The sequence below is a fragment of the Chryseobacterium sp. II3a genome (assembly GCF_057815135.1).
In genome coordinates this window covers 511,235-529,711 of sequence record NZ_JBYPZJ010000001.1, presented here as the reverse complement: position 1 = coordinate 529,711, position 18,477 = coordinate 511,235, and the positions used below count along the sequence as shown (strand labels likewise).

The window sequence follows — 18,477 nt, the reverse complement described above, 5'->3', positions numbered from 1 at the left end:
CAAAAATAAGGAAAAAGTTGGAAGATGGGAGCTGGAAGATGGAAGTTTATATTTGTCGATAAAAGTAAATATAAACTTATTTAGAAAATCTATTCAAAAGCAGATATTCTAATTAGCTTAACCACTAGACCTTCCAGCTTCCTTCTTCCAGCTACCCTTCTTATTTATTTCGCCTGATGATTCGCATCATTTCTATGCTCTATAATTTCCAGATTGGCATCTACAAAGTAAGCACTTCCGAAACCATTTACATAAGAACCTTTTGTAGGCTGTAAAGCAATTAGGATAAAGTCACCCATTTCTGAAATGACATCCACTACTTTTCCGTGAGTTTGTTTTAGCTGCGTCACCACATGATTCCATGTTTCTGAGTCTCTTTCAATCTGTGAAGTGGCTGCTTCTATTGTTAAACGCTCTCTGGCATAAATCTGTTTGGTAGCAGACTCATCTTCAATAAACATGATTGAAGTTTTTCTGCCTTCCGAAAGATTTTTAGTATGTCTTGCCATAAAAGAAACCAGGATATAAAATGTATTGTCAACCTGTACAAACGGTGCGTAACTGGAATTAGGATTTCCCTCTGCATCTACAGTAGCCAGGATTACACTTTTTGATCTTTCAATTAACTCTTTTACTTTAGGAGTAACAGGTTTTGTTTTTTTCTCTGTATGAGTAGTATTCATAATATAGTATTTATCAGCTAAAAGTAATTATTTATATTAAGACTAAATAATTTTAAGCTATGTTTAATCTCATGAAACTGAAATTGATCTGCCGTTTTTTTATCTTAATTATAAATTGTAATTTTGCCTTTCGTTATCAATTGAATTTAAATTTATTCATTACATATGAGTACAACAACACAATACGTTCCTTATAAAGTTAAGGATATCTCCCTTGCAGAATGGGGAAGAAAAGAAATTACCCTTGCAGAAGCAGAAATGCCAGGTTTGATGGCAATCCGTGAAGAGTACGGACCATCTCAACCGCTTAAAGGAGCAAGAATCGCTGGATGTCTTCACATGACGATCCAAACGGCTGTGCTTATCGAGACATTGGTAGCTTTAGGAGCTGAAGTTACCTGGTCATCTTGTAATATTTTCTCTACACAGGATCACGCTGCTGCTGCTATTGCGGCTGCAGGAATTCCGGTTTATGCTTGGAAAGGTTTAAATGAAGAAGAATTTGACTGGTGTATTGAGCAGACTTTATTCTTTGGAGAAGACAGAAAGCCATTGAACATGATCCTTGATGATGGTGGAGATTTAACAAACATGGTTTTTGATAAATACCCTGAATTCACGAAAGATATCAAAGGTCTTTCTGAAGAAACAACTACCGGAGTTCACAGATTATATGAAAGAATGAAGAACGGAACTTTGGTAATGCCTGCTATCAACGTAAACGACTCTGTAACTAAATCTAAATTCGACAACAAATACGGATGTAAAGAATCTGCAGTAGATGCTGTAAGAAGAGCTACTGACGTAATGTTAGCTGGAAAAAGAGTGGTAGTTTGCGGATATGGAGATGTAGGTAAAGGTACTGCTGCTTCTTTCAGAGGAGCTGGTTCTATCGTTACTGTTACTGAAATTGACCCAATCTGTGCGCTTCAGGCTGCAATGGATGGTTATGAAGTAAAAAGATTGGATACTGTGGTAGATAATGCAGATATCATTATTACTACAACAGGTAACTTCAACATCGTAAGAGGAGAGCACTTCCTTAAGATGAAAGATAAAGCAATCGTTTGTAACATTGGTCACTTCGATAACGAAATCGATATGGCTTGGTTAAACCAAAACTATGGTCAGACTAAATCTGAAGTGAAGCCTCAGGTAGATATCTATACCATCGAAGGAAAAGAAGTAATCATCCTTGCAGAAGGAAGATTGGTAAATCTTGGATGTGCTACAGGTCACCCAAGTTTTGTAATGTCTAACTCTTTCTCTAACCAGACTTTGGCTCAGATCGAGTTATGGAACAATTCTGCAGCATACGGAAACGAAGTATATATGTTACCTAAGCACTTAGACGAAAAAGTAGCTGCTTTACACCTTAAGAAATTAAGCGTAGAGCTTGAGACCCTTTCTCCTGAGCAGGCTGAGTATATCGGAGTAGATGTAAAAGGCCCATTCAAGCCAGAATACTACAGATACTAAGATTCTAAAATATGATATTATCCCACTATTTTGAAATAGTGGGATTTTTTATTCCCTACCCTCAGAACATTTTCTATTTTTGAGTGCAAAAAATATACTATGAAAACTTACTTATTTCTAGGAGCCCTAAGCTCAATCTTATTATTTAGCAGCTGCAGCGGTGATGATGATGATAATGTATCCAATAATCCTGAAGCTAAAATATTCTTAAGTAAAGTCACAACTGTTAATTATACGAATCCTTCTAATATCAATACAAGTGTAGTAACATTTGATTATAACAGTAAAAAACAATTAATCAAAGTTTCATCACAAGGCAGAACAACAAGCTTTGAATATGATACTACCGGAAAACTTTCAAAAACAAATTACTATAATACAGATGGAACAATTGCTTATTATACCACCTGCACTTATAATGAAAATCAGCTAACTACAATTAAATCAATCTATCCAGATTCTAATGGTAACACAACAAAGGTTTACACCTATAACAATGATAAAATCACGGGTACTTCCCTTTGTTTTTCATTAAATTGTACCATTCCATCTATTTCATCATATACTTACAGCGGTGATAATGTTTCAACAGAAACCTCATTCAGTGATAATACAGGTGGTCCAACTACTATTAAAAGAGAATTCTCCTACGATAACAAGATCAATCCTTATTCTCTGACCAATACATACTTTAGAACTTATTTGGCTGGTACACAATTTTTAAGTCAAAATAATTATACGTCAGAAAAAATAAGCCGTAAGGATGGTGAGGGAAATTGGATTGAGATTCAAAATATGATCTATGAAATTCAATACAATAGCTCTCAATTACCTTCTAAGGTCATAGGAAAAGATGCTACTGGCAAGACCTTGATAGAGTATAATTACGAATATATTACTTTACAAAAACAATATACAACCTTTCCAGGCTAAAAACGTTTTGCCTTTTCAAAAGCAGATTATCAACTTATCTATAATAAGATGGAAGATGAAGATCATAGGTTTATCCCTCCGTATTTTTCCCATATTTTCTAATGATGACAACAATGTTAACAAAAAATGAATATATTTAGCTCTTTAAACAAAACATTAAATTCATGAAAAAACAAAGAGTATCAAATGCGTTTGTTGCAGCCTCTTGGGTCGCATTGGGAGCAGGAATGATTGGTTATATCGTAGGTCTTGCAAGAGCAGAAATGCAGCTGAATGAGAAAGGTTATTATTTTACGATCTTATTATATGGTTTATTTGCTGTGGTTTCTTTACAGAAAGCAGTTCGTGACAAATTAGAAAATATCCAGGTAACAGACATTTATTACGGAATCTGTTGGTTTGCTACCCTTTCTTCCATTGTATTACTAGCCATTGGCCTTTGGAATGCGACAATACTTCCAAGTGAAAAAGGATTTTATGCCTTTGCTTTTCTTCTGGCACTGTTTGGTGCTATTGCTGTACAAAAAAATACCCGGGACAATATGCTTCAGGAATAATACAAAAACTCTCCAACTACTGGAGAGTTTTTTATTTCACATCATTTAACTCATTTTTATTTAAAAAAAACACTTATACACACTTTAAAGCTAACAAAATATCTATTTATTTTATTTTAACTATATTTATTTCACAAAAAAATTAATATGAACAAAAAAAATCAATATGGCCGGGATGTTCAGCAATGCAGAATCTTTCAATCAAAATTTAGGAAACTGGAATCTTAGTTCATTACAAGTAGCAAACAATCTTCTTGAAAACACTCCTATGAGTTGTCAAAACTATAACAGTACTCTGTATGGATGGAGCCAGAATCAGTCAATGCCCAATAATATCAATATATCACCTGTTTCTGCACTGGCCTATTCAACTCCTCAGGCAGCTACAGCAAGGGATTACCTGATAAATACCAAAGGCTGGACGATTAACGGAGATATATACAATCCGGAATGCGTCTCTAATCTGGGAATTTCAGAAATAAATATAGATCATAAAATAAGTCTCTATCCTAATCCTGCAACAGATTGTATTTACATTAAAAACATTCACGCAGATTATTACACGATCCTTGATTTGTCTGGAAGAATTATTTTAAAAGGAGCTCCGGCAGAGGACAGAATTGATATCCGGGTTCTGGCACCAGGAAACTACATCCTACAGCTCCATACAAAAGATGGGAATCAGAATGTAAAGTTCATAAAAAAATAATCCCGGAGACCTGCTTCACCTCATAAAATAAACATCAATCTAAACTATAACCACTTTCCAAAATATTAATATGTATAAAAAACTATTACCATGTATTCTTTTTATTTTATTTTTTCAGATCGTAAAATCACAAAATGAGTTTATCACTGTTTGGAAACCAAGTCTGCCATCTTCACCTCCATCCTTAGGTATTCCTTACGCCTCTAATGAACATCAGATCTGGTTTCCGGGAATAGGAACCAATTATACGATCTACTGGGAAGAAATAGGTTATCCTTCTCATCACGCTACAATACAAAATATCACTTCCAATTATAATCTACTCATAGATTTTGGAGCATCATTAAATCCAGACCCATCTCAAGCAACTTACCGGGTAAAAGTAAGTGGCGGAAACGGGAATTTCAATCAGATACAATTTTTAAGCCCTCAGATCATTAATGGAAATCAAACTATTGGTACAGTAGGAGATCATTATAAAATTACAAACATTGAACAATGGGGGAATATTAAATGGCTTTCTATGGAAAATGCCTTCTTTTATTGTGAAAACATGGATTTTACGGCCACTGATATTCCAGATCTTTCTATGGTAACAAATTTATCCAGAATGTTTTCAAGCTGCAAAAAACTGGTGGGAAATCCAACCATCAATTATTGGGACATTGCCACGGTTACCTACTTAATAGGAACCTTTAGCGGATGTATTGTATTCAATCAGCCTATTGGAAACTGGAACACATCCAACGTTACTTCTACGGCGATAACATTCATGGGAGCAAAGAATTTCAATCAGCCATTAGCGAATTGGAATATGTCAAAAGTTGTTACTACAGCCTCGATGTTTTTTGATGCTTCTGAATTTAATCAACCCATCAACAGCTGGGATATGTCCAGTAATCTTGAAATGGAACTGATGTTTCAAAATGCTTTAAAGTTTAATCAACCTTTAAACAACTGGAACACTTCAAAAGTTATAGAAATGAATCTTATGTTTGCGAATGCCAAATCTTTCAACCAGGATCTCAATAATTGGAATACCGGCAATGTAACAATGATGAATAATATGTTTTTTCTTGCTGATAAATTTAATGGCAATATTTCAAACTGGAATGTAAGTAATGTCGTCAATATGGCTTACATGTTTAATGGGGCTAAAAACTTTAACCAAAATATTTCCGGATGGAATGTAAGTAATGTGACAAGTATGTTTAGTATGTTTAACAACGCGATTGCCTTCAATCAGAATTTGGGCAACTGGAAACTTAACTCGTTACAACAAGCTAATAACATCCTCACCAATACGGCGCTAAGCTGTCAAAACTATGATAAAACGCTTTCAGGATGGAGTCAAAATCCTTTAGGACCAAGTAATATCAATATATCATCAGCTTCACCTCTTTCTTATTCGCTCGCTGAGGCAGTAATGGCAAGAGATTACCTAATGAACTATAAAGGCTGGATCATCACAGGAGATACTTATAATGCTGAATGCAAATCTAATCTTGCAACCTCCGAGGTAAAAAGAGATCACAACATAAATGTCTATCCCAATCCTGCAACAGACGTTATTTACATTGAAAATGCTTATTCAGATCACTATACAATTCTTGATTTGCCTGGAAGAATTGTTTTAAAAGGAGCACTCATGAATGAACAAATTAATATCCAAACTTTAACTCCCGGAAATTATATTCTGCAACTTCATGGAAAAGAAAACACTCAAAATGTAAAATTTATCAAAAAATAAAAGTAAAAAGCCCCACTAAAAAGTGAGGCTTTTTATATACTGAATCGATTATTAAACTATTGATCAAAATGATTGGGATGCTGTGCTTTAATATCTTCCACAGTCCCCAATACTTTATCTTTTAAAGAATCCTGATATTTTTGAAGTTTTGCAGCTACTTCTTCGTTACCGCTTCCAATGATTTTAGCAGCTAAAATTCCGGCATTCAATGCTCCGTTCAACGCTACAGTTGCAACTGGAATCCCACCAGGCATCTGAAGAATTGAAAGCACAGAATCCCATCCATCAATAGAATTGCTGGACAAAATAGGAACTCCAATTACCGGAAGTGTTGTACAGCTTGCCACCATTCCCGGAAGATGAGCTGCTCCTCCTGCTCCGGCAACAATTACTTTAAGACCTCTTTCCTGAGCCGTCTTTGCATAATCAAACATTCTTTCCGGCGTTCTGTGTGCTGAAACTACAGTCAATTCATAAGGAATATCCAGGCTTTTAAGGAAATTTGCAGCCTGTTCCATGATCGGCAGATCACTCTGACTGCCCATAATAATACCTACCATCTTCAATTTTTATTAGATGTTCAAAGATAAAAAATAAAGCTGGAAGTTTATTGCCGAACAATCTAATATCATTCTTTTCATCCTGTAATTCCTACGAAGATCAGCAAAACTACCCTCCTTCCATCTACCCTATCATCTAAGCATTTCCAAAACGGTATCCCTCTTTATCTATATCATATCTCAATTTCTCTAAAACCTACGATCACTTCCATCCTCCAGCTTCCATCCTTCCATCTGTATCATCAAAAATAGTTTCAACTGTATCCATTTTCATCATTAAAAAACTGCTACATTTGCTTGTTACACTTCATTTTACTTTGAAAGATTATAAACTTATTTTCGCTGTTCTCACCGTTGCTTTTGTTTGGGGAACTACATTTTTAGCGATACGCGTGGCTGTGGAAACCATTCCTGCGTGGTTTGTAGCCGGAATCCGTCAGTTTCTGGCCTCAATTATTATGCTTATTCTCCTTCTTTCAAGAAAGGAATTCAAATGGATTGGCTGGAAAAGTTTAAGCTATCAGATTATTTTTGCTACCTTAATGCTGGTCATAGCTAACGGAATGACTACTGTTGCCGAAGAAACCGTATCAAGCAGCCTGGCCTCTCTCATCAGTGCCTGCTCCCCTATTCTGGTATTTTTAGGAAGTGTGGCTGTCGGTTTACAAAAGTTCAGCATCCGTGCTTTTCTTGGTGTTTTGATGTGTTTCAGTGGCATTCTGTTTATTTTCTGGGACGGACTGCAGGATCTGGCCAATCCGGATTACAGGATGGGTATGATCTTCCTTTTCTGTGCTATTTCAGGATGGGCATCAGGAACAATTTTCACCAAGAAACTCAATATCCAAAGCGGAAATATCACCCTGAACCTGTTTTACCAGTTCCTGTTTGCAGGCATCGTTCAAATCATTCTTGCTTTCTTATTTTCAGAGAACTATAACTTCGGAAACTGGACCTTGAAAAGTATTTCAGCAATGTTATATCTTTCTATTTTCGGTTCTGTAGCTGCTTTTTTTGCATTCCATTATGCTTTAACTAAAATTTCTCCTGTGCAAGTTTCCATATTGGCTTATATCAATACCATTATTGCCATATTCCTGGGCTGGCTGATTATGGATGAACAAATTTCAATGAAATTTATTCTTGCAGCTGCATTAATTATTTGTGGAGTATTCATCATTAATTACAAACCGGAAATGTTTAAACGGCAGAAGGTGGCTGCATAAGATAGGTTAGGATAAGAAAATGAATTTATCTTTTTTCAATGGTCTTCAGTAAGAATTCTACAATTATTGAAACAAAACATTACTTGTAGATTCCATTGATTTTTAACCAGTTTAAAAACAAATTTGTCCATTCACCGGTATTGGTATCTTTTTTACCTAATCCCCAGCCATGCCCTCCGGATTGAAACAAGTGCAATTCAGCAGGGACTTTGTGGTCCTTCAAAGCCTGATACATAAGGATACTGTTTTCGACTGGTGAAATAGGATCATCTTCAGACTGTGCCAGAAAAGTGATTGGAGTTCGCTCTGTTACCTGCTTTTCAACAGAATATTTTATCTGATCTTTTGTGTCTGATGATTTTCCCAACAAAGATTTAAAAGAATGTGTCTTGTTGTTGGGTGGAAGCATAGATATCACTGGATAAATCATAGCAGTAAAATCTGGCTTTGCTGAAATCTGATCAATGGCATCCTGTGGAGGATAATATACGATATCAAAAGTAGAAGAAATATATCCTGCAAGGTGACCTCCAGCAGAAAAGCCCAGAACACCTATTTTATCAGGATCAATCTTATATTTTCCTGCATTACTTCTGATGATTCGTAAAGCACGCTGAGCATCCTGAAAAGGAACTGATCTGGTAATCCAACCTTCCCCAGGCAGCCTGTAGATCAATTCAAAAGCTGTAATTCCCTGTGATCTCAGCCATTCTCCTGTAGGATTACCTTCGGAACCAGATTCAATATGAGCATATCCGCCTCCACTTATCACCAAAACAGCAATGCCATTAGGGTTTGCAGGTTGATGTATAATTAATTTGGGAACATTGATACTGGTATAAGAACCTTTTTGAGAAATTTTATTCTCACCCTGAGGTCCCGGTCCATCCGGAACCGTTTTCCATAGGGCAACAGAAGGCAATTGCCCTTTAACAGCAAAACTACTCCCTCCTAAGATAAGATGACAAAAAATAAAAAAAGAGAACAGAATATTTTTCATTTAATTTTAATTTGAGTATTCATCAAAACAACATTATAAATCTATAAAACTGCATTTCAATATATTAAAGATAACAAAAAACATATCCAGCCCAACCTCGTTTTTATATTCTCTTCATTTTTCTTATATTGTATACTCAACCTATACAACATGCTAAAAAACACATTTTTCGTACTTCTTGCGGCCTCTTTTATCCTGGTAAGCTGTGACTACAAGGAAAAGGAGAAGAACCTGACAGACAGGGAAAGACAATTATTGGAAAAAGAAAAAACATTCGCTAAAAAAGAATCCGAATACCAGTCTCTTTTAAAAATGAGGGACAGTATTTTTGCTAAAAAAGATTCTGTAGTAGTTGCTACATGGCCCGCAGAAATCTCCGGCCCATGGAACGGAAAAGTAATCTGTACAGAATCCAATTGCAGTGAATATGCAGTGGGTGACCAGCGTACAGATCTTTGGGAGTTTGATAATGATTCTACCCAGCCTATCACCAAGATCATCAATAACAACAATCTGGTAAGACTGTATTCCGGTAAATTTGAAAATAATGAAATCAGGCTTTCCTTCAAAACAGATTCTACAGCTAAAAAAAATGTAGAAATGAGCGTTCTGCTTAATGATATTTCTGACAACAAGATCAAAGGAACAAGAACCATTACCTCTGATGGCTGTACCGCTAAGTTTTCTGTTGAATTAGTACGTTCCACCAAATAAACACTTATGATTTTACTGAGTATACACAACCTGAGCCTTCCCATAGAGGATCCGGTACTAAAGTTCCTATTGGTACTGGTCATTATCCTTGCGGCTCCCTTATTACTAAATAAAATTAAGGTTCCACACCTTTTGGGCCTTATCATTGCCGGAGCTATTATAGGTCCCAATGGATTTAACGTATTATCCAGGGACAGCAGTATCGTAGTCACCGGAACTACCGGACTTCTTTATATCATGTTTCTCGCGGGATTAGAGATTGACATGGGAGATTTTAAGAAAAACAAATGGAAAAGTCTCACTTTCGGGCTTTATACCTTTATAGTTCCGTTTGTGTTGGGATATTTGGGTGGATATTACATCCTTCATTTCTCAATGCTTACCTCCATTTTATTTGCCAGTCTTTTCTCATCCCATACCCTTATTGCTTATCCATTGGTAAGCAAACTGGGAATTGCCAAAAATAAGGCAGTGAATATTACCGTTGGAGGGACTATGATCACAGATATCCTGGCCTTATTGGTGCTTGCCATCATTGTTGGAATGTCACAGGGAGATGTAGGAACAGAATTTTGGATCAAATTATCTGTTTCATTCATTGTTTTTGCCCTGATTGTATTGATCGTCTTCCCAATTATAGGACGTTGGTTCTTCAAAAGAGTTGATGATAAGATCTCACAATATATTTTTGTATTGGTTATGATCTACCTGGCAGCAATGCTTGCTGAATTGGCCGGAGTAGAAGCCATCATCGGAGCTTTCTTTGCTGGATTAGCGTTAAATAGACTTATTCCTCATACCTCATCTTTAATGAACAGGGTTGAATTTGTAGGAAATGCTATATTTATCCCATTCTTTCTGATCAGTGTAGGAATGCTGATTGATTTTAAAGTATTTTTCAAAAGCTGGGAAACACTGGAAGTCGCTGGAATTATGCTAGTAGCCTCTATCGGAGGAAAATATCTTTCTGCTGTAGCTACTCAAAAGACGTTCAGGCTAACGAAAGAAGAAGGAAAACTGATCTTCGGACTGAGCTCTGCCTCAGCTGCAGCGACTCTGGCATCCGTAATGGTAGGTTATAATATTATCCTTTCTGAAACAGAAACGGGAGAACCTGTAAGATTATTGAATGAGCATGTACTGAATGGAAGTATTCTATTGATCCTTATTTCTTGTACGATTTCATCCTTTATCTCCATGGCCAGTGCTCAGAAAATTGCAGAGTCAGATAATGAAGACACCGTTTCCGGAGACAGTCATGAGGAGGAAAGTATCCTGTTGGCAATTAATCATGAAGAAACTGTGGAGAGAATGGTCAATCTGGGAATTCTGATTAAAGCACATTCCAATACAGAAGATCTTTTTGCCTTAAATGTCATCAATGAAGATAAAAATGAATCTTCAGTGAAGAATGCTGAAAAACTGCTTCACCAGGCGGCTGATACAGCAGCAGCGGCTGATGTTAAATTACAGGCTCTTAAAAGATATGACAATGATGTTATCAATGGAGTAAACAACGTGATCAAAGAACAGAAAATCACGGATCTGATTATCGGATTGGAAGATGAGAAAGGCTTTTCACCGTCTTTTGTTTATAACCTTTATAATGGCTATCTTCAGAATGATGACGTGAACGTATTGGTATATCATGCTGCACAGCCTCTTTCAACCATTAAGAAATACGCTGTGATGATTCCTGAGAATGCCCATAAAGAAGCAGGATTCTTCCATGCACTTTTAAGGGTTTGGAATATCGCCAGAAATTCCGGAGCGACTGTTGTTTTTTATGCCCCGGAGAACATTGTGGATATTCTTCAGAAAATTATTAAAAAAGCCAATATAGAAGCTGAATTCATCATTATGAATACCTGGCAGGATGGTGAAAGAACAGCATCCCAGCTAAAGGATGATGAAGCATTGATTATTTTTATGGCTAAACGTGGGATGCAGTCCTATATTCCTCGTATGAGGCTTATCCCGGAACTGTTAAACAGATACCTGAATGATAATAATTACCTTCTGATCTTCCCATTCTCCGAATATGATAAAAACAGTCCTGAAATACGTTCTGTAGGCAATCATGGAGATTTTGTGGAAATCGGAAATGTGATTCAGAAAATATTTAAGTAAGGAGGTTTTGAAGCCGGAGGCTGGAAGTTATTGAGCATGATAGATAATGAATTTTCTTAAGAAAATCGGAAGTAATTTTCCGTCTGTAAGTAGCTTCCAGCATCCCTCTTCCAACTCCCAACCATTTTACTTATTTTTACTCAAAATTAAAATTCATTGAAAACAAAGAAGATAATCCTTGTAACGGCTGCTTTAAGTGTACAATTATCATTTGCTCAGTTTGCAAAGATTGTAGATAAAGACGGCTATGTGAATGTAAGGGAAAATGCAGATGCCAACAGTAAGATTGTTGGGAAGATCAATTCGGATGAGATTGTTTATATATTTGATCCTAATGATAAAAATTGGGCCAATGTAAGCAATGGTTATATTCATAATTCAAGGCTGAAATATATAGAATCCTATCAAAAAGTTCCATCTATTGCACGTGATGCCAGCAAAGCTGTCTTTAAGTCAGGAAACATTAAAGTAAATATCACTTCCGGAAAGTTTAATTTTAAAGAAAATGAAAAAGATTTCACCTCAACACTATATGGTGATTTCTATAAAGAACAGCAGGTATGGGGACTAGACGGAACCATTCCTAAGACCCACTATCTTTCCATTAGTGCACAAATTGGAGATAAAACCATTCAGATTCCTGCCAAGGAGTTTGAAAACCTGTTCCAGGTCAATAATAAATCTACGAACTGTTATTACGACCGCATCAATGATACTTTATACATCTCAATGCTGAATTCCGATGGAGCTGGTGCTTATGTTGCCCTTTTTACCATTGAAAAAGGCGAGTATAAAGGAAGAACGCTGGAGATTCCTTTTTAGTTTTATTTTCAGAATAATCTAATTTCCATGACCCATTAGAATAAACAATAAAGCTATTCTTAAAATTTAAAATGACCCAATGGCATTGAAAACAAAAAAGATCTTCCTGGCAGCTGCAATTTTAAGCATTCAACTTTCTTTTGCTCAATTTGCTAAAATAGTAGATAAAGACGGTTATGTAAACCTTCGAGAAAATCCGGACGCAAAAAGTAAGATCACAGGAAAGATCAACGCTAATGAAATTGTTTATACTTTTGAACTGGATAAAGCCGATAAAAACTGGCTGAATGTTTATTATGATCATAAAACAGCTGGTTATATCAATAGTTCAAAAGTTAAACTTATTGATTCATACGAGGTAATCCTTCCTATAATCAAAGATGAAAATAAAGCCATTTTCAAATCCGGAAATGTTAAGGTGGATATCATTACTGAAAAGTTCAATTATAAAGACAATAAAAAGTTCTTTTCTTCATCCAGTCATAACGGACAAAAAATAGAGGATAAATATAAAGGAAACCTGACATGGGGGACAGACGGAACTGCTCCCAAAACGCACTATAAATCTATTACCGTTCAGGTCAAGGATAAAAAAATTCAGATTCCCACTAAAGAAATTGAAAACCTTTTTAATATTAGCAATGAATTTACAACGTGTTATTATGATCGTAAAAATGACACAGTATATCTTACTATGATTAATTCCGATGGTACTGGAGCTTATGTTGCCCTTTTTAAAATCGTGAAAGGAGTTTATAAAGAAAGAATCTTAAAGAGACCTTTTTAAAAAAAGATGCCTATAAAAAGGGAGCCATTTTAACTTTAAAACGGCTCCCTTTTTATTATTTTAATTTTAAGTTATTCAGCAATCACTCTCACCATTCCCTTCACCATCACCAGCTTTTCCATAAGCTCTTCTCTGGAATCTGCAAGGACATTGATGTGCCCCATTTTTCTACCCGGTTTGGTTTCAGTTTTTCCATATAAATGAATATAAGTTTCAGGTAACTTCAAAACGTCTTCCATTCCTTCGTATACTACCTTTCCAGCGTAGCCCTCTGCTCCTACCAGATTCAGCATTCCGCTATAGGTAATAGCATCCGTATCTGCCAGAGGAAGATTCTTTACCACACGGTACATCTGCTCAAACTGTGAATTGGTATTTCCTTCCTGGCTCTGGTGTCCTGAATTATGAAGTCTTGGAGCTGTCTCATTCACCCAAACCTTTCCTTCTTTATCAAGGAATAATTCAATGGCAAAGAGCCCTGGGGAATTTACTGCGTTTAAGAACTTCTGAGTAATAATATCAATCTGGCTCTGAACATCTTCAGTAAGCAAAACCGGACACACATTGAAGTCTAAAAGATTAAGTTTTGGATCAGCCACCATTTCTGTCACCGGGAAAGTATTGGTTTCTCCTCTTTCATTTCTGGCAACGATTACAGAAAGCTCTTTATCAATATCTACAAGGCTTTCAATCACTGAAGCTTCTTTCCATAGATGTTGATAATCATCTTCTGTTTTAATCACCTGTACCCCTTTTCCGTCATAGCCGCCTGTATTCATTTTCTGAACAAAAGGTAATGGCATCATGATCTTTTCATCACTGTTCCATACGACCTGAAATTCCGGGCTTGGGATATCGTGAGCTTTATAAAATTCCTTCTGAAGGATCTTTTGCTGAATGGTCTTGATGATACCTGCATTAGGAACTACTTTGATTCCTTGTTTTTCAAGTTCAGCCAAAGCATCCGCATTGACGTGTTCTATTTCAATGGTTACGACATCCTTATCTTTTCCAAAGTTCAGAACAGTCTCATAATCATTGAAATTTCCTTGAGTAAAATATGAGATATTATGACATGGTGCATCAGAAGCCGGATCCAGAGTATAAAACTCATCATCATACTTCAGAGCACTTTGTATCAACATTCTTCCCAGCTGTCCGCCTCCCAGAATTCCTATTTTCATTTTTTATTTTTATTAGATTTACGCTTATTGAATTTTATCAATTTTTAAATATCCCAGTCCTATTGGATTTTCCTGATTTTCAGCATCCGATTTTGTAAGAACAATAGAATATTTTTCTTTCATAGCTTCCGGAAGAATATCATTCACATTAAAAATGTCATCAATATCCACTCCATGTTTGTCATCAATATGGCTTACAGCTCCTTCGAATCCCATAGTTTTATAAAATTCTGTTGCTTTGGCTCTCTTCACGATCTCTCCCATCGATTGCCCTACCATCAGATGCTGCTCATGGAATTCTTCAAAAAAACCTGGCTTATATCCACCCAAATTAAGGAAGAACAACTGATCTTCAGAGCTGTTTTCACCCTTTTCAACGATCTTCACTTCGTAACCATCAGCAAATCTTACTTCCTGATGACAATCTAAATGAATCTTTCCTTCCGCTTCTTTCCAGAAGGCTTTCATATCCGGAACCAAGTCCTTCAGACTTTCAGCAATCCCAAAAAAAACGTCATGCTGCTCTATGTTTCTTCCTTTGGGGGTTGCACCAAGGATCACATAAAATAATTTCATTTCACTTTTCATGCATACAAAAATACGTTAAATTTATCTTTTTCAAATGTTTGGCAGACTACTACAATAATTTTATATTTGTAACATTAATTGTAGTATGTCAGAAATCATCATACTCTTCTTTGGCGCTATTTCTGCGGGCCTTTTAGGCTCACTTACAGGGCTTGGAGGAGGGGTTATCATTATTCCTTTATTAACGCTGGGATTCGGTGTTCCAATGCATTATGCAATCGGTGCGTCTCTTATTTCTGTGATCGGAACTTCTTCCGGTGCTGCGGTAGCTTTCGTAAAAGAAGGTTTTACCAATATGAGAATTGGGATGTTTCTCGAAATCGCCACCACTGCCGGTGCTATTGTAGGAGCTTTGGTTTCAGGAATGCTTAACCCGAATACCATCGGAATTATTTTCGCCAGTATTCTTCTTCTGACCGTTGTTTTAAATTTAAAAGGAAAACCTGACCATCAGGAGCCTTTAATCCATGGAAGCCTTGAAGAGAAACTTAAGCTTTACGGAACTTTTCCGGATAAAGGAATCCTGAAAAACTATTCTGCAAGAAATACAGTACCTGGATTTTTGATGATGATGTTCGCAGGAGCTATGTCCGGATTATTAGGTATTGGATCTGGGGCATTGAAGGTATTAGCAATGGATAATATGATGAAGCTGCCATTCAAAGTTTCTACAACAACCAGTAATTTTATGATTGGGGTAACAGCTGTAGCCAGTGCATTGATCTACTTCCAAAGAGGGGAAATTATCCCTGTAATTGCGGCTCCCGTACTGATTGGAGTGGTCATAGGAAGTTTTATCGGTTCTAAAACCCTAATGGTTTCCAAAACGAAAAAATTAAAAGTATTTTTCGCCATTGTGATTACCATCCTTTCAGTGTATATGATGTATAACGGTATCAACAAAAGCTTCAGATAATGAAAAAGAATTTTACAGATGTAGATCTGAACCGCTCCGTAGGAAACCTCCTTAGACTGGGTGTAATTCTATCTGTGGCTACTTCACTGATCGGCTTTATCAAACTGTTTACCGAAGGTTTTGAAATGCCTAAAAAATACACCAGCCTTGTCGTAGGTACTTCTTCTGAGAAGGTATGGAGCCACTTTTGGGAATCATTATGCAAAGGAGAAGGAATGGCAATTATTCAATTAGGAATCCTTTTGCTGATCTTTACTCCGCTAATGAGAATTATCTTTGCTTTAATAGGCTATTTAAAAGAAAAAGACTACATCTATGTATTCATTTCTTCCGTTGTTTTAGCGATCATGGCAGTAAGCTTCTTTGCAGGTTATGCGCATTAATTACATTTCATAAAACTCCAGAGGCAACTGGTCTGGGTCCTGGGTAAAGAAAAATTCTTTTCCTGTAAATTCATCGATTCGGATCTCTTCGCAATTAAGCCCCTTTCCTATCAGCTCGTTTCTTTTCTCAGTTACATTTTCTACAGAAAAAGCAAGATGCCTCAACCCGCAAGCTTCAGGACGTGATGGACGGGCAGGTGGATTCGGAAAAGAAAACAGCTCAATGACATAATGCTCTCCAATGGCCAAATCCAGTTTATAAGACTGTCTTTCTTCACGATACACTTCACGGACAATCTGTAGGTCTAAAATCTCTGTATAAAACTTCTTTGATGCTTCGTAGTCTGAGCCAATGATGGCAATATGATGGATTTTCATTTTTTATTAAATAATTAGATTTTTATTATTTTATTTCCTTGCAGTTTTGCTTTCTTCGCGTATCAATAATATACTGAATCTTCCATTCATTATTCTGTTTTACCAATTGAAAACTATTGGCTCCGCAATGGGATAATTTTCCTTTCAGATAAAAGCTGTAAGGGGTAAATACACTAGCCATATTCCCATCTGTATGAATAGATTCTATGACAATTCTTTCATCAAGATCATTTGGTTTAAACTTAGAAATAGTGGCTGTAAATTCCTGTATACTATCACTTTTTACAATACCGTCTTTTGTAATGGACTGCAGAATTGCATTTTCAGCAAAAGCTGTTTTTACAAGCTCAGGATCGGCATTTTTCATGCCAAGAAACAGGTCACGGATAGGTTTCTCAATTTCCCTATTCTGTTGTCCGAAACAGAAGCTGCTGAGTAACAAAAGAATTACTGCTATTTTATTCATAAGGAACAGGTTTAGATAACTAAAATAAGTAAAATAAAATTTAAATTGATTATGAGATTTTAAAATCCATTTTTCTTAAATTGTAACAAAATTATTTCAGCCAAAGATTTTTTATATGTGGATTATTTATATGATTCTGGCCATACTTTTATTGGTCTTAACTCTACTACCCAAGATTCAGCATTCTCACTGGATATTCCGGGTTCCCGAATTTGCCAAAATACAGGTCACTTATCTTATATTTTTTACTTTTTTATTAGGGTTTATAATTGATTCTAAAGAATATTTATGGTATTACCAGGGGTTTCTGCTTGTTTTATTTGTTTATCACAGCCAAACCCTCATTAAATATACCCGCTTCTATCCTGTAAAAAAACATAAACACCGTTACAAATCCTCCGAAAAACTCCATTTTGTTTCAGCCAATGTATATCAGTTCAATAAGGAATATGAAAGATTTTCTAACCTTATTGAAAAATATGAGCCTGATTTTTTCATGACTATGGAAAGCAATAGCGATTGGGAAAAAGCAATGAGAAGCCTGGAAAAAAAATACCCCTACCAGCACAAAGTAACTCTTGAAAACACTTATGGAATGCACTTCTATTCAAAAATTGAAATTAAGGAAGCCAAAACTCATTATTTTGTAGCAGATGATATTCCGAGTATTGAGATACATATGGAAACAGCTGACGGTTTTCCATTTGTCTTCTTCGGCGTTCACCCACCGCCGCCAAGTCCAACAGAAGAGGAAACTTCCAAGGAAAGAGACGGGGATCTTCTAAGTACAGCCAAACGGGTAAAAGATATCAAAAAACCGGTTATTGTAGTCGGAGATTTCAATAATGTTGCATGGTCAAGATCATCTGTACTTTTCAGAAAAATAAGCCATCTGATTGATCCGAGAATAGGACATTCTTTTGTTTCCACGTTTCATGCCCGATACCGTCTTTTAAGATTTCCTATTGACCTCATGTTTCACAGTGAGGATATCTTCATCAAACAGCTAAAAACATTGGAAAATTTTGGATCAGATCACTTGCCGGTATACTGTGAGTTTTTCATAGACCATCACAATGATGAACAAGAGGAACTGGTAGAAACAGCCAATTCTGAAGAAAAAGCTGAAGCGGAAAAAATGATAAAGGAAGGAAAGCAGGAAGACGGCGACCGCGATATAGTAGTTACTGAAGATTAATAAAATAGGTGAGC

At 36.2% G+C, this 18,477-nt stretch carries 20 protein-coding genes; 13 read left to right on the top strand and 7 right to left on the bottom strand.

Annotation, left to right across the window (positions count from 1 at the left end; translation table 11 throughout):
• Positions 1 to 164 precede the first annotated feature (164 nt).
• A complete protein-coding gene (locus AC3HD6_RS02410) occupies positions 165 to 683 on the bottom strand; it encodes a pyridoxamine 5'-phosphate oxidase family protein (protein WP_488894897.1) in 519 nt (172 codons plus the stop codon).
• A gap of 165 nt (positions 684 to 848) precedes the next feature.
• Here AC3HD6_RS02410 and ahcY point away from each other — a divergent pair, with 165 nt between their 5' ends.
• The 5 genes from ahcY (at position 849) to AC3HD6_RS02385 (ending at position 6,111) form a co-directional block, all read left to right on the top strand.
• Positions 849 to 2,162: an adenosylhomocysteinase gene (gene ahcY, locus AC3HD6_RS02405; protein WP_115971143.1), complete on the top strand. Its 1,314-nt coding sequence runs from the start codon at positions 849 to 851 to the stop codon at positions 2,160 to 2,162.
• A 99-nt stretch (positions 2,163 to 2,261) separates the two neighbouring features.
• Positions 2,262 to 3,095: a hypothetical protein gene (locus AC3HD6_RS02400; RefSeq protein WP_488894896.1), complete on the top strand. Its 834-nt coding sequence runs from the start codon at positions 2,262 to 2,264 to the stop codon at positions 3,093 to 3,095.
• 164 nt (positions 3,096 to 3,259) lie between these two features.
• The gene (gene yiaA, locus AC3HD6_RS02395; protein ID WP_065392731.1) at positions 3,260 to 3,652 is read left to right on the top strand and encodes an inner membrane protein YiaA; all 393 of its coding nucleotides are present in this window, start codon (positions 3,260 to 3,262) and stop codon (positions 3,650 to 3,652) included.
• A 166-nt stretch (positions 3,653 to 3,818) separates the two neighbouring features.
• Complete coding sequence (locus AC3HD6_RS02390; protein WP_488894895.1) at positions 3,819 to 4,361, top strand: T9SS type A sorting domain-containing protein; 543 nt, start codon at positions 3,819 to 3,821, stop codon at positions 4,359 to 4,361.
• 70 nt (positions 4,362 to 4,431) lie between these two features.
• Positions 4,432 to 6,111 (top strand): BspA family leucine-rich repeat surface protein, encoded by a 1,680-nt coding sequence (locus tag AC3HD6_RS02385; RefSeq protein WP_488894894.1) that lies wholly within the window; start codon positions 4,432 to 4,434, stop codon positions 6,109 to 6,111.
• Between the two features lie 56 nt (positions 6,112 to 6,167).
• Here the strand turns inward: AC3HD6_RS02385 and purE are convergent, their stop codons facing one another.
• Positions 6,168 to 6,671 (bottom strand): 5-(carboxyamino)imidazole ribonucleotide mutase, encoded by a 504-nt coding sequence (gene purE / locus AC3HD6_RS02380; protein ID WP_123910708.1) that lies wholly within the window; start codon positions 6,669 to 6,671, stop codon positions 6,168 to 6,170.
• A 317-nt stretch (positions 6,672 to 6,988) separates the two neighbouring features.
• Here purE and AC3HD6_RS02375 point away from each other — a divergent pair, with 317 nt between their 5' ends.
• On the top strand, positions 6,989 to 7,897 hold the full coding sequence (locus AC3HD6_RS02375) for a DMT family transporter (RefSeq protein ID WP_488895340.1): 909 nt from the start codon (positions 6,989 to 6,991) through the stop codon (positions 7,895 to 7,897).
• Between the two features lie 79 nt (positions 7,898 to 7,976).
• Here AC3HD6_RS02375 and AC3HD6_RS02370 read toward each other — a convergent pair whose 3' ends face one another.
• The gene (locus AC3HD6_RS02370; protein ID WP_488894893.1) at positions 7,977 to 8,897 is read right to left on the bottom strand and encodes an alpha/beta hydrolase; all 921 of its coding nucleotides are present in this window, start codon (positions 8,895 to 8,897) and stop codon (positions 7,977 to 7,979) included.
• Between the two features lie 150 nt (positions 8,898 to 9,047).
• On the opposite strand from AC3HD6_RS02370, the gene AC3HD6_RS02365 reads away from it, so the two are divergent.
• The 4 genes from AC3HD6_RS02365 to AC3HD6_RS02350 all read left to right on the top strand — a co-directional run bounded on the left by AC3HD6_RS02365 (position 9,048) and on the right by AC3HD6_RS02350 (position 13,350).
• Positions 9,048 to 9,611, top strand: coding sequence for a hypothetical protein (locus AC3HD6_RS02365; RefSeq protein WP_068944147.1), 564 nt, complete (start codon positions 9,048 to 9,050; stop codon positions 9,609 to 9,611).
• 6 nt (positions 9,612 to 9,617) lie between these two features.
• Positions 9,618 to 11,741, top strand: coding sequence for a cation:proton antiporter (locus tag AC3HD6_RS02360; RefSeq protein ID WP_488894892.1), 2,124 nt, complete (start codon positions 9,618 to 9,620; stop codon positions 11,739 to 11,741).
• A 156-nt stretch (positions 11,742 to 11,897) separates the two neighbouring features.
• Positions 11,898 to 12,563: an SH3 domain-containing protein gene (locus tag AC3HD6_RS02355; RefSeq protein ID WP_488894891.1), complete on the top strand. Its 666-nt coding sequence runs from the start codon at positions 11,898 to 11,900 to the stop codon at positions 12,561 to 12,563.
• A 79-nt stretch (positions 12,564 to 12,642) separates the two neighbouring features.
• Entirely contained in the window at positions 12,643 to 13,350 is a 708-nt protein-coding gene (locus AC3HD6_RS02350) for an SH3 domain-containing protein (protein WP_488894890.1), read from the top strand.
• Positions 13,351 to 13,421: 71 nt separating this feature from the next.
• Here AC3HD6_RS02350 and AC3HD6_RS02345 read toward each other — a convergent pair whose 3' ends face one another.
• Positions 13,422 to 14,534: a 5-(carboxyamino)imidazole ribonucleotide synthase gene (locus AC3HD6_RS02345; protein ID WP_488894889.1), complete on the bottom strand. Its 1,113-nt coding sequence runs from the start codon at positions 14,532 to 14,534 to the stop codon at positions 13,422 to 13,424.
• Positions 14,535 to 14,558: 24 nt separating this feature from the next.
• Positions 14,559 to 15,110, bottom strand: a complete 552-nt coding sequence (locus tag AC3HD6_RS02340) for a DUF1543 domain-containing protein (protein WP_488894888.1) — start codon at positions 15,108 to 15,110, stop codon at positions 14,559 to 14,561.
• 97 nt (positions 15,111 to 15,207) lie between these two features.
• On the opposite strand from AC3HD6_RS02340, the gene AC3HD6_RS02335 reads away from it, so the two are divergent.
• Together AC3HD6_RS02335 and AC3HD6_RS02330 are read left to right on the top strand one after the other, a co-directional pair.
• Positions 15,208 to 16,038 (top strand): sulfite exporter TauE/SafE family protein, encoded by an 831-nt coding sequence (locus AC3HD6_RS02335; RefSeq protein WP_347217684.1) that lies wholly within the window; start codon positions 15,208 to 15,210, stop codon positions 16,036 to 16,038.
• The gene (locus AC3HD6_RS02330; RefSeq protein WP_068944153.1) at positions 16,038 to 16,421 is read left to right on the top strand and encodes a DUF1634 domain-containing protein; all 384 of its coding nucleotides are present in this window, start codon (positions 16,038 to 16,040) and stop codon (positions 16,419 to 16,421) included. Before AC3HD6_RS02335 ends, AC3HD6_RS02330 begins: the two co-directional genes overlap by 1 nt.
• On the opposite strand, the gene gloA2 is transcribed toward AC3HD6_RS02330, so the two are convergent.
• Together gloA2 and AC3HD6_RS02320 are read right to left on the bottom strand one after the other, a co-directional pair.
• Positions 16,422 to 16,799, bottom strand: coding sequence for an SMU1112c/YaeR family gloxylase I-like metalloprotein (gene gloA2, locus AC3HD6_RS02325; RefSeq protein ID WP_488894887.1), 378 nt, complete (start codon positions 16,797 to 16,799; stop codon positions 16,422 to 16,424).
• A gap of 25 nt (positions 16,800 to 16,824) precedes the next feature.
• Positions 16,825 to 17,265, bottom strand: a complete 441-nt coding sequence (locus AC3HD6_RS02320) for a nuclear transport factor 2 family protein (protein WP_488894886.1) — start codon at positions 17,263 to 17,265, stop codon at positions 16,825 to 16,827.
• 115 nt (positions 17,266 to 17,380) lie between these two features.
• Between AC3HD6_RS02320 and AC3HD6_RS02315 the strand changes: the two genes are divergently transcribed.
• On the top strand, positions 17,381 to 18,463 hold the full coding sequence (locus AC3HD6_RS02315) for an endonuclease/exonuclease/phosphatase family protein (protein ID WP_488894885.1): 1,083 nt from the start codon (positions 17,381 to 17,383) through the stop codon (positions 18,461 to 18,463).
• Positions 18,464 to 18,477 lie beyond the last annotated feature (14 nt).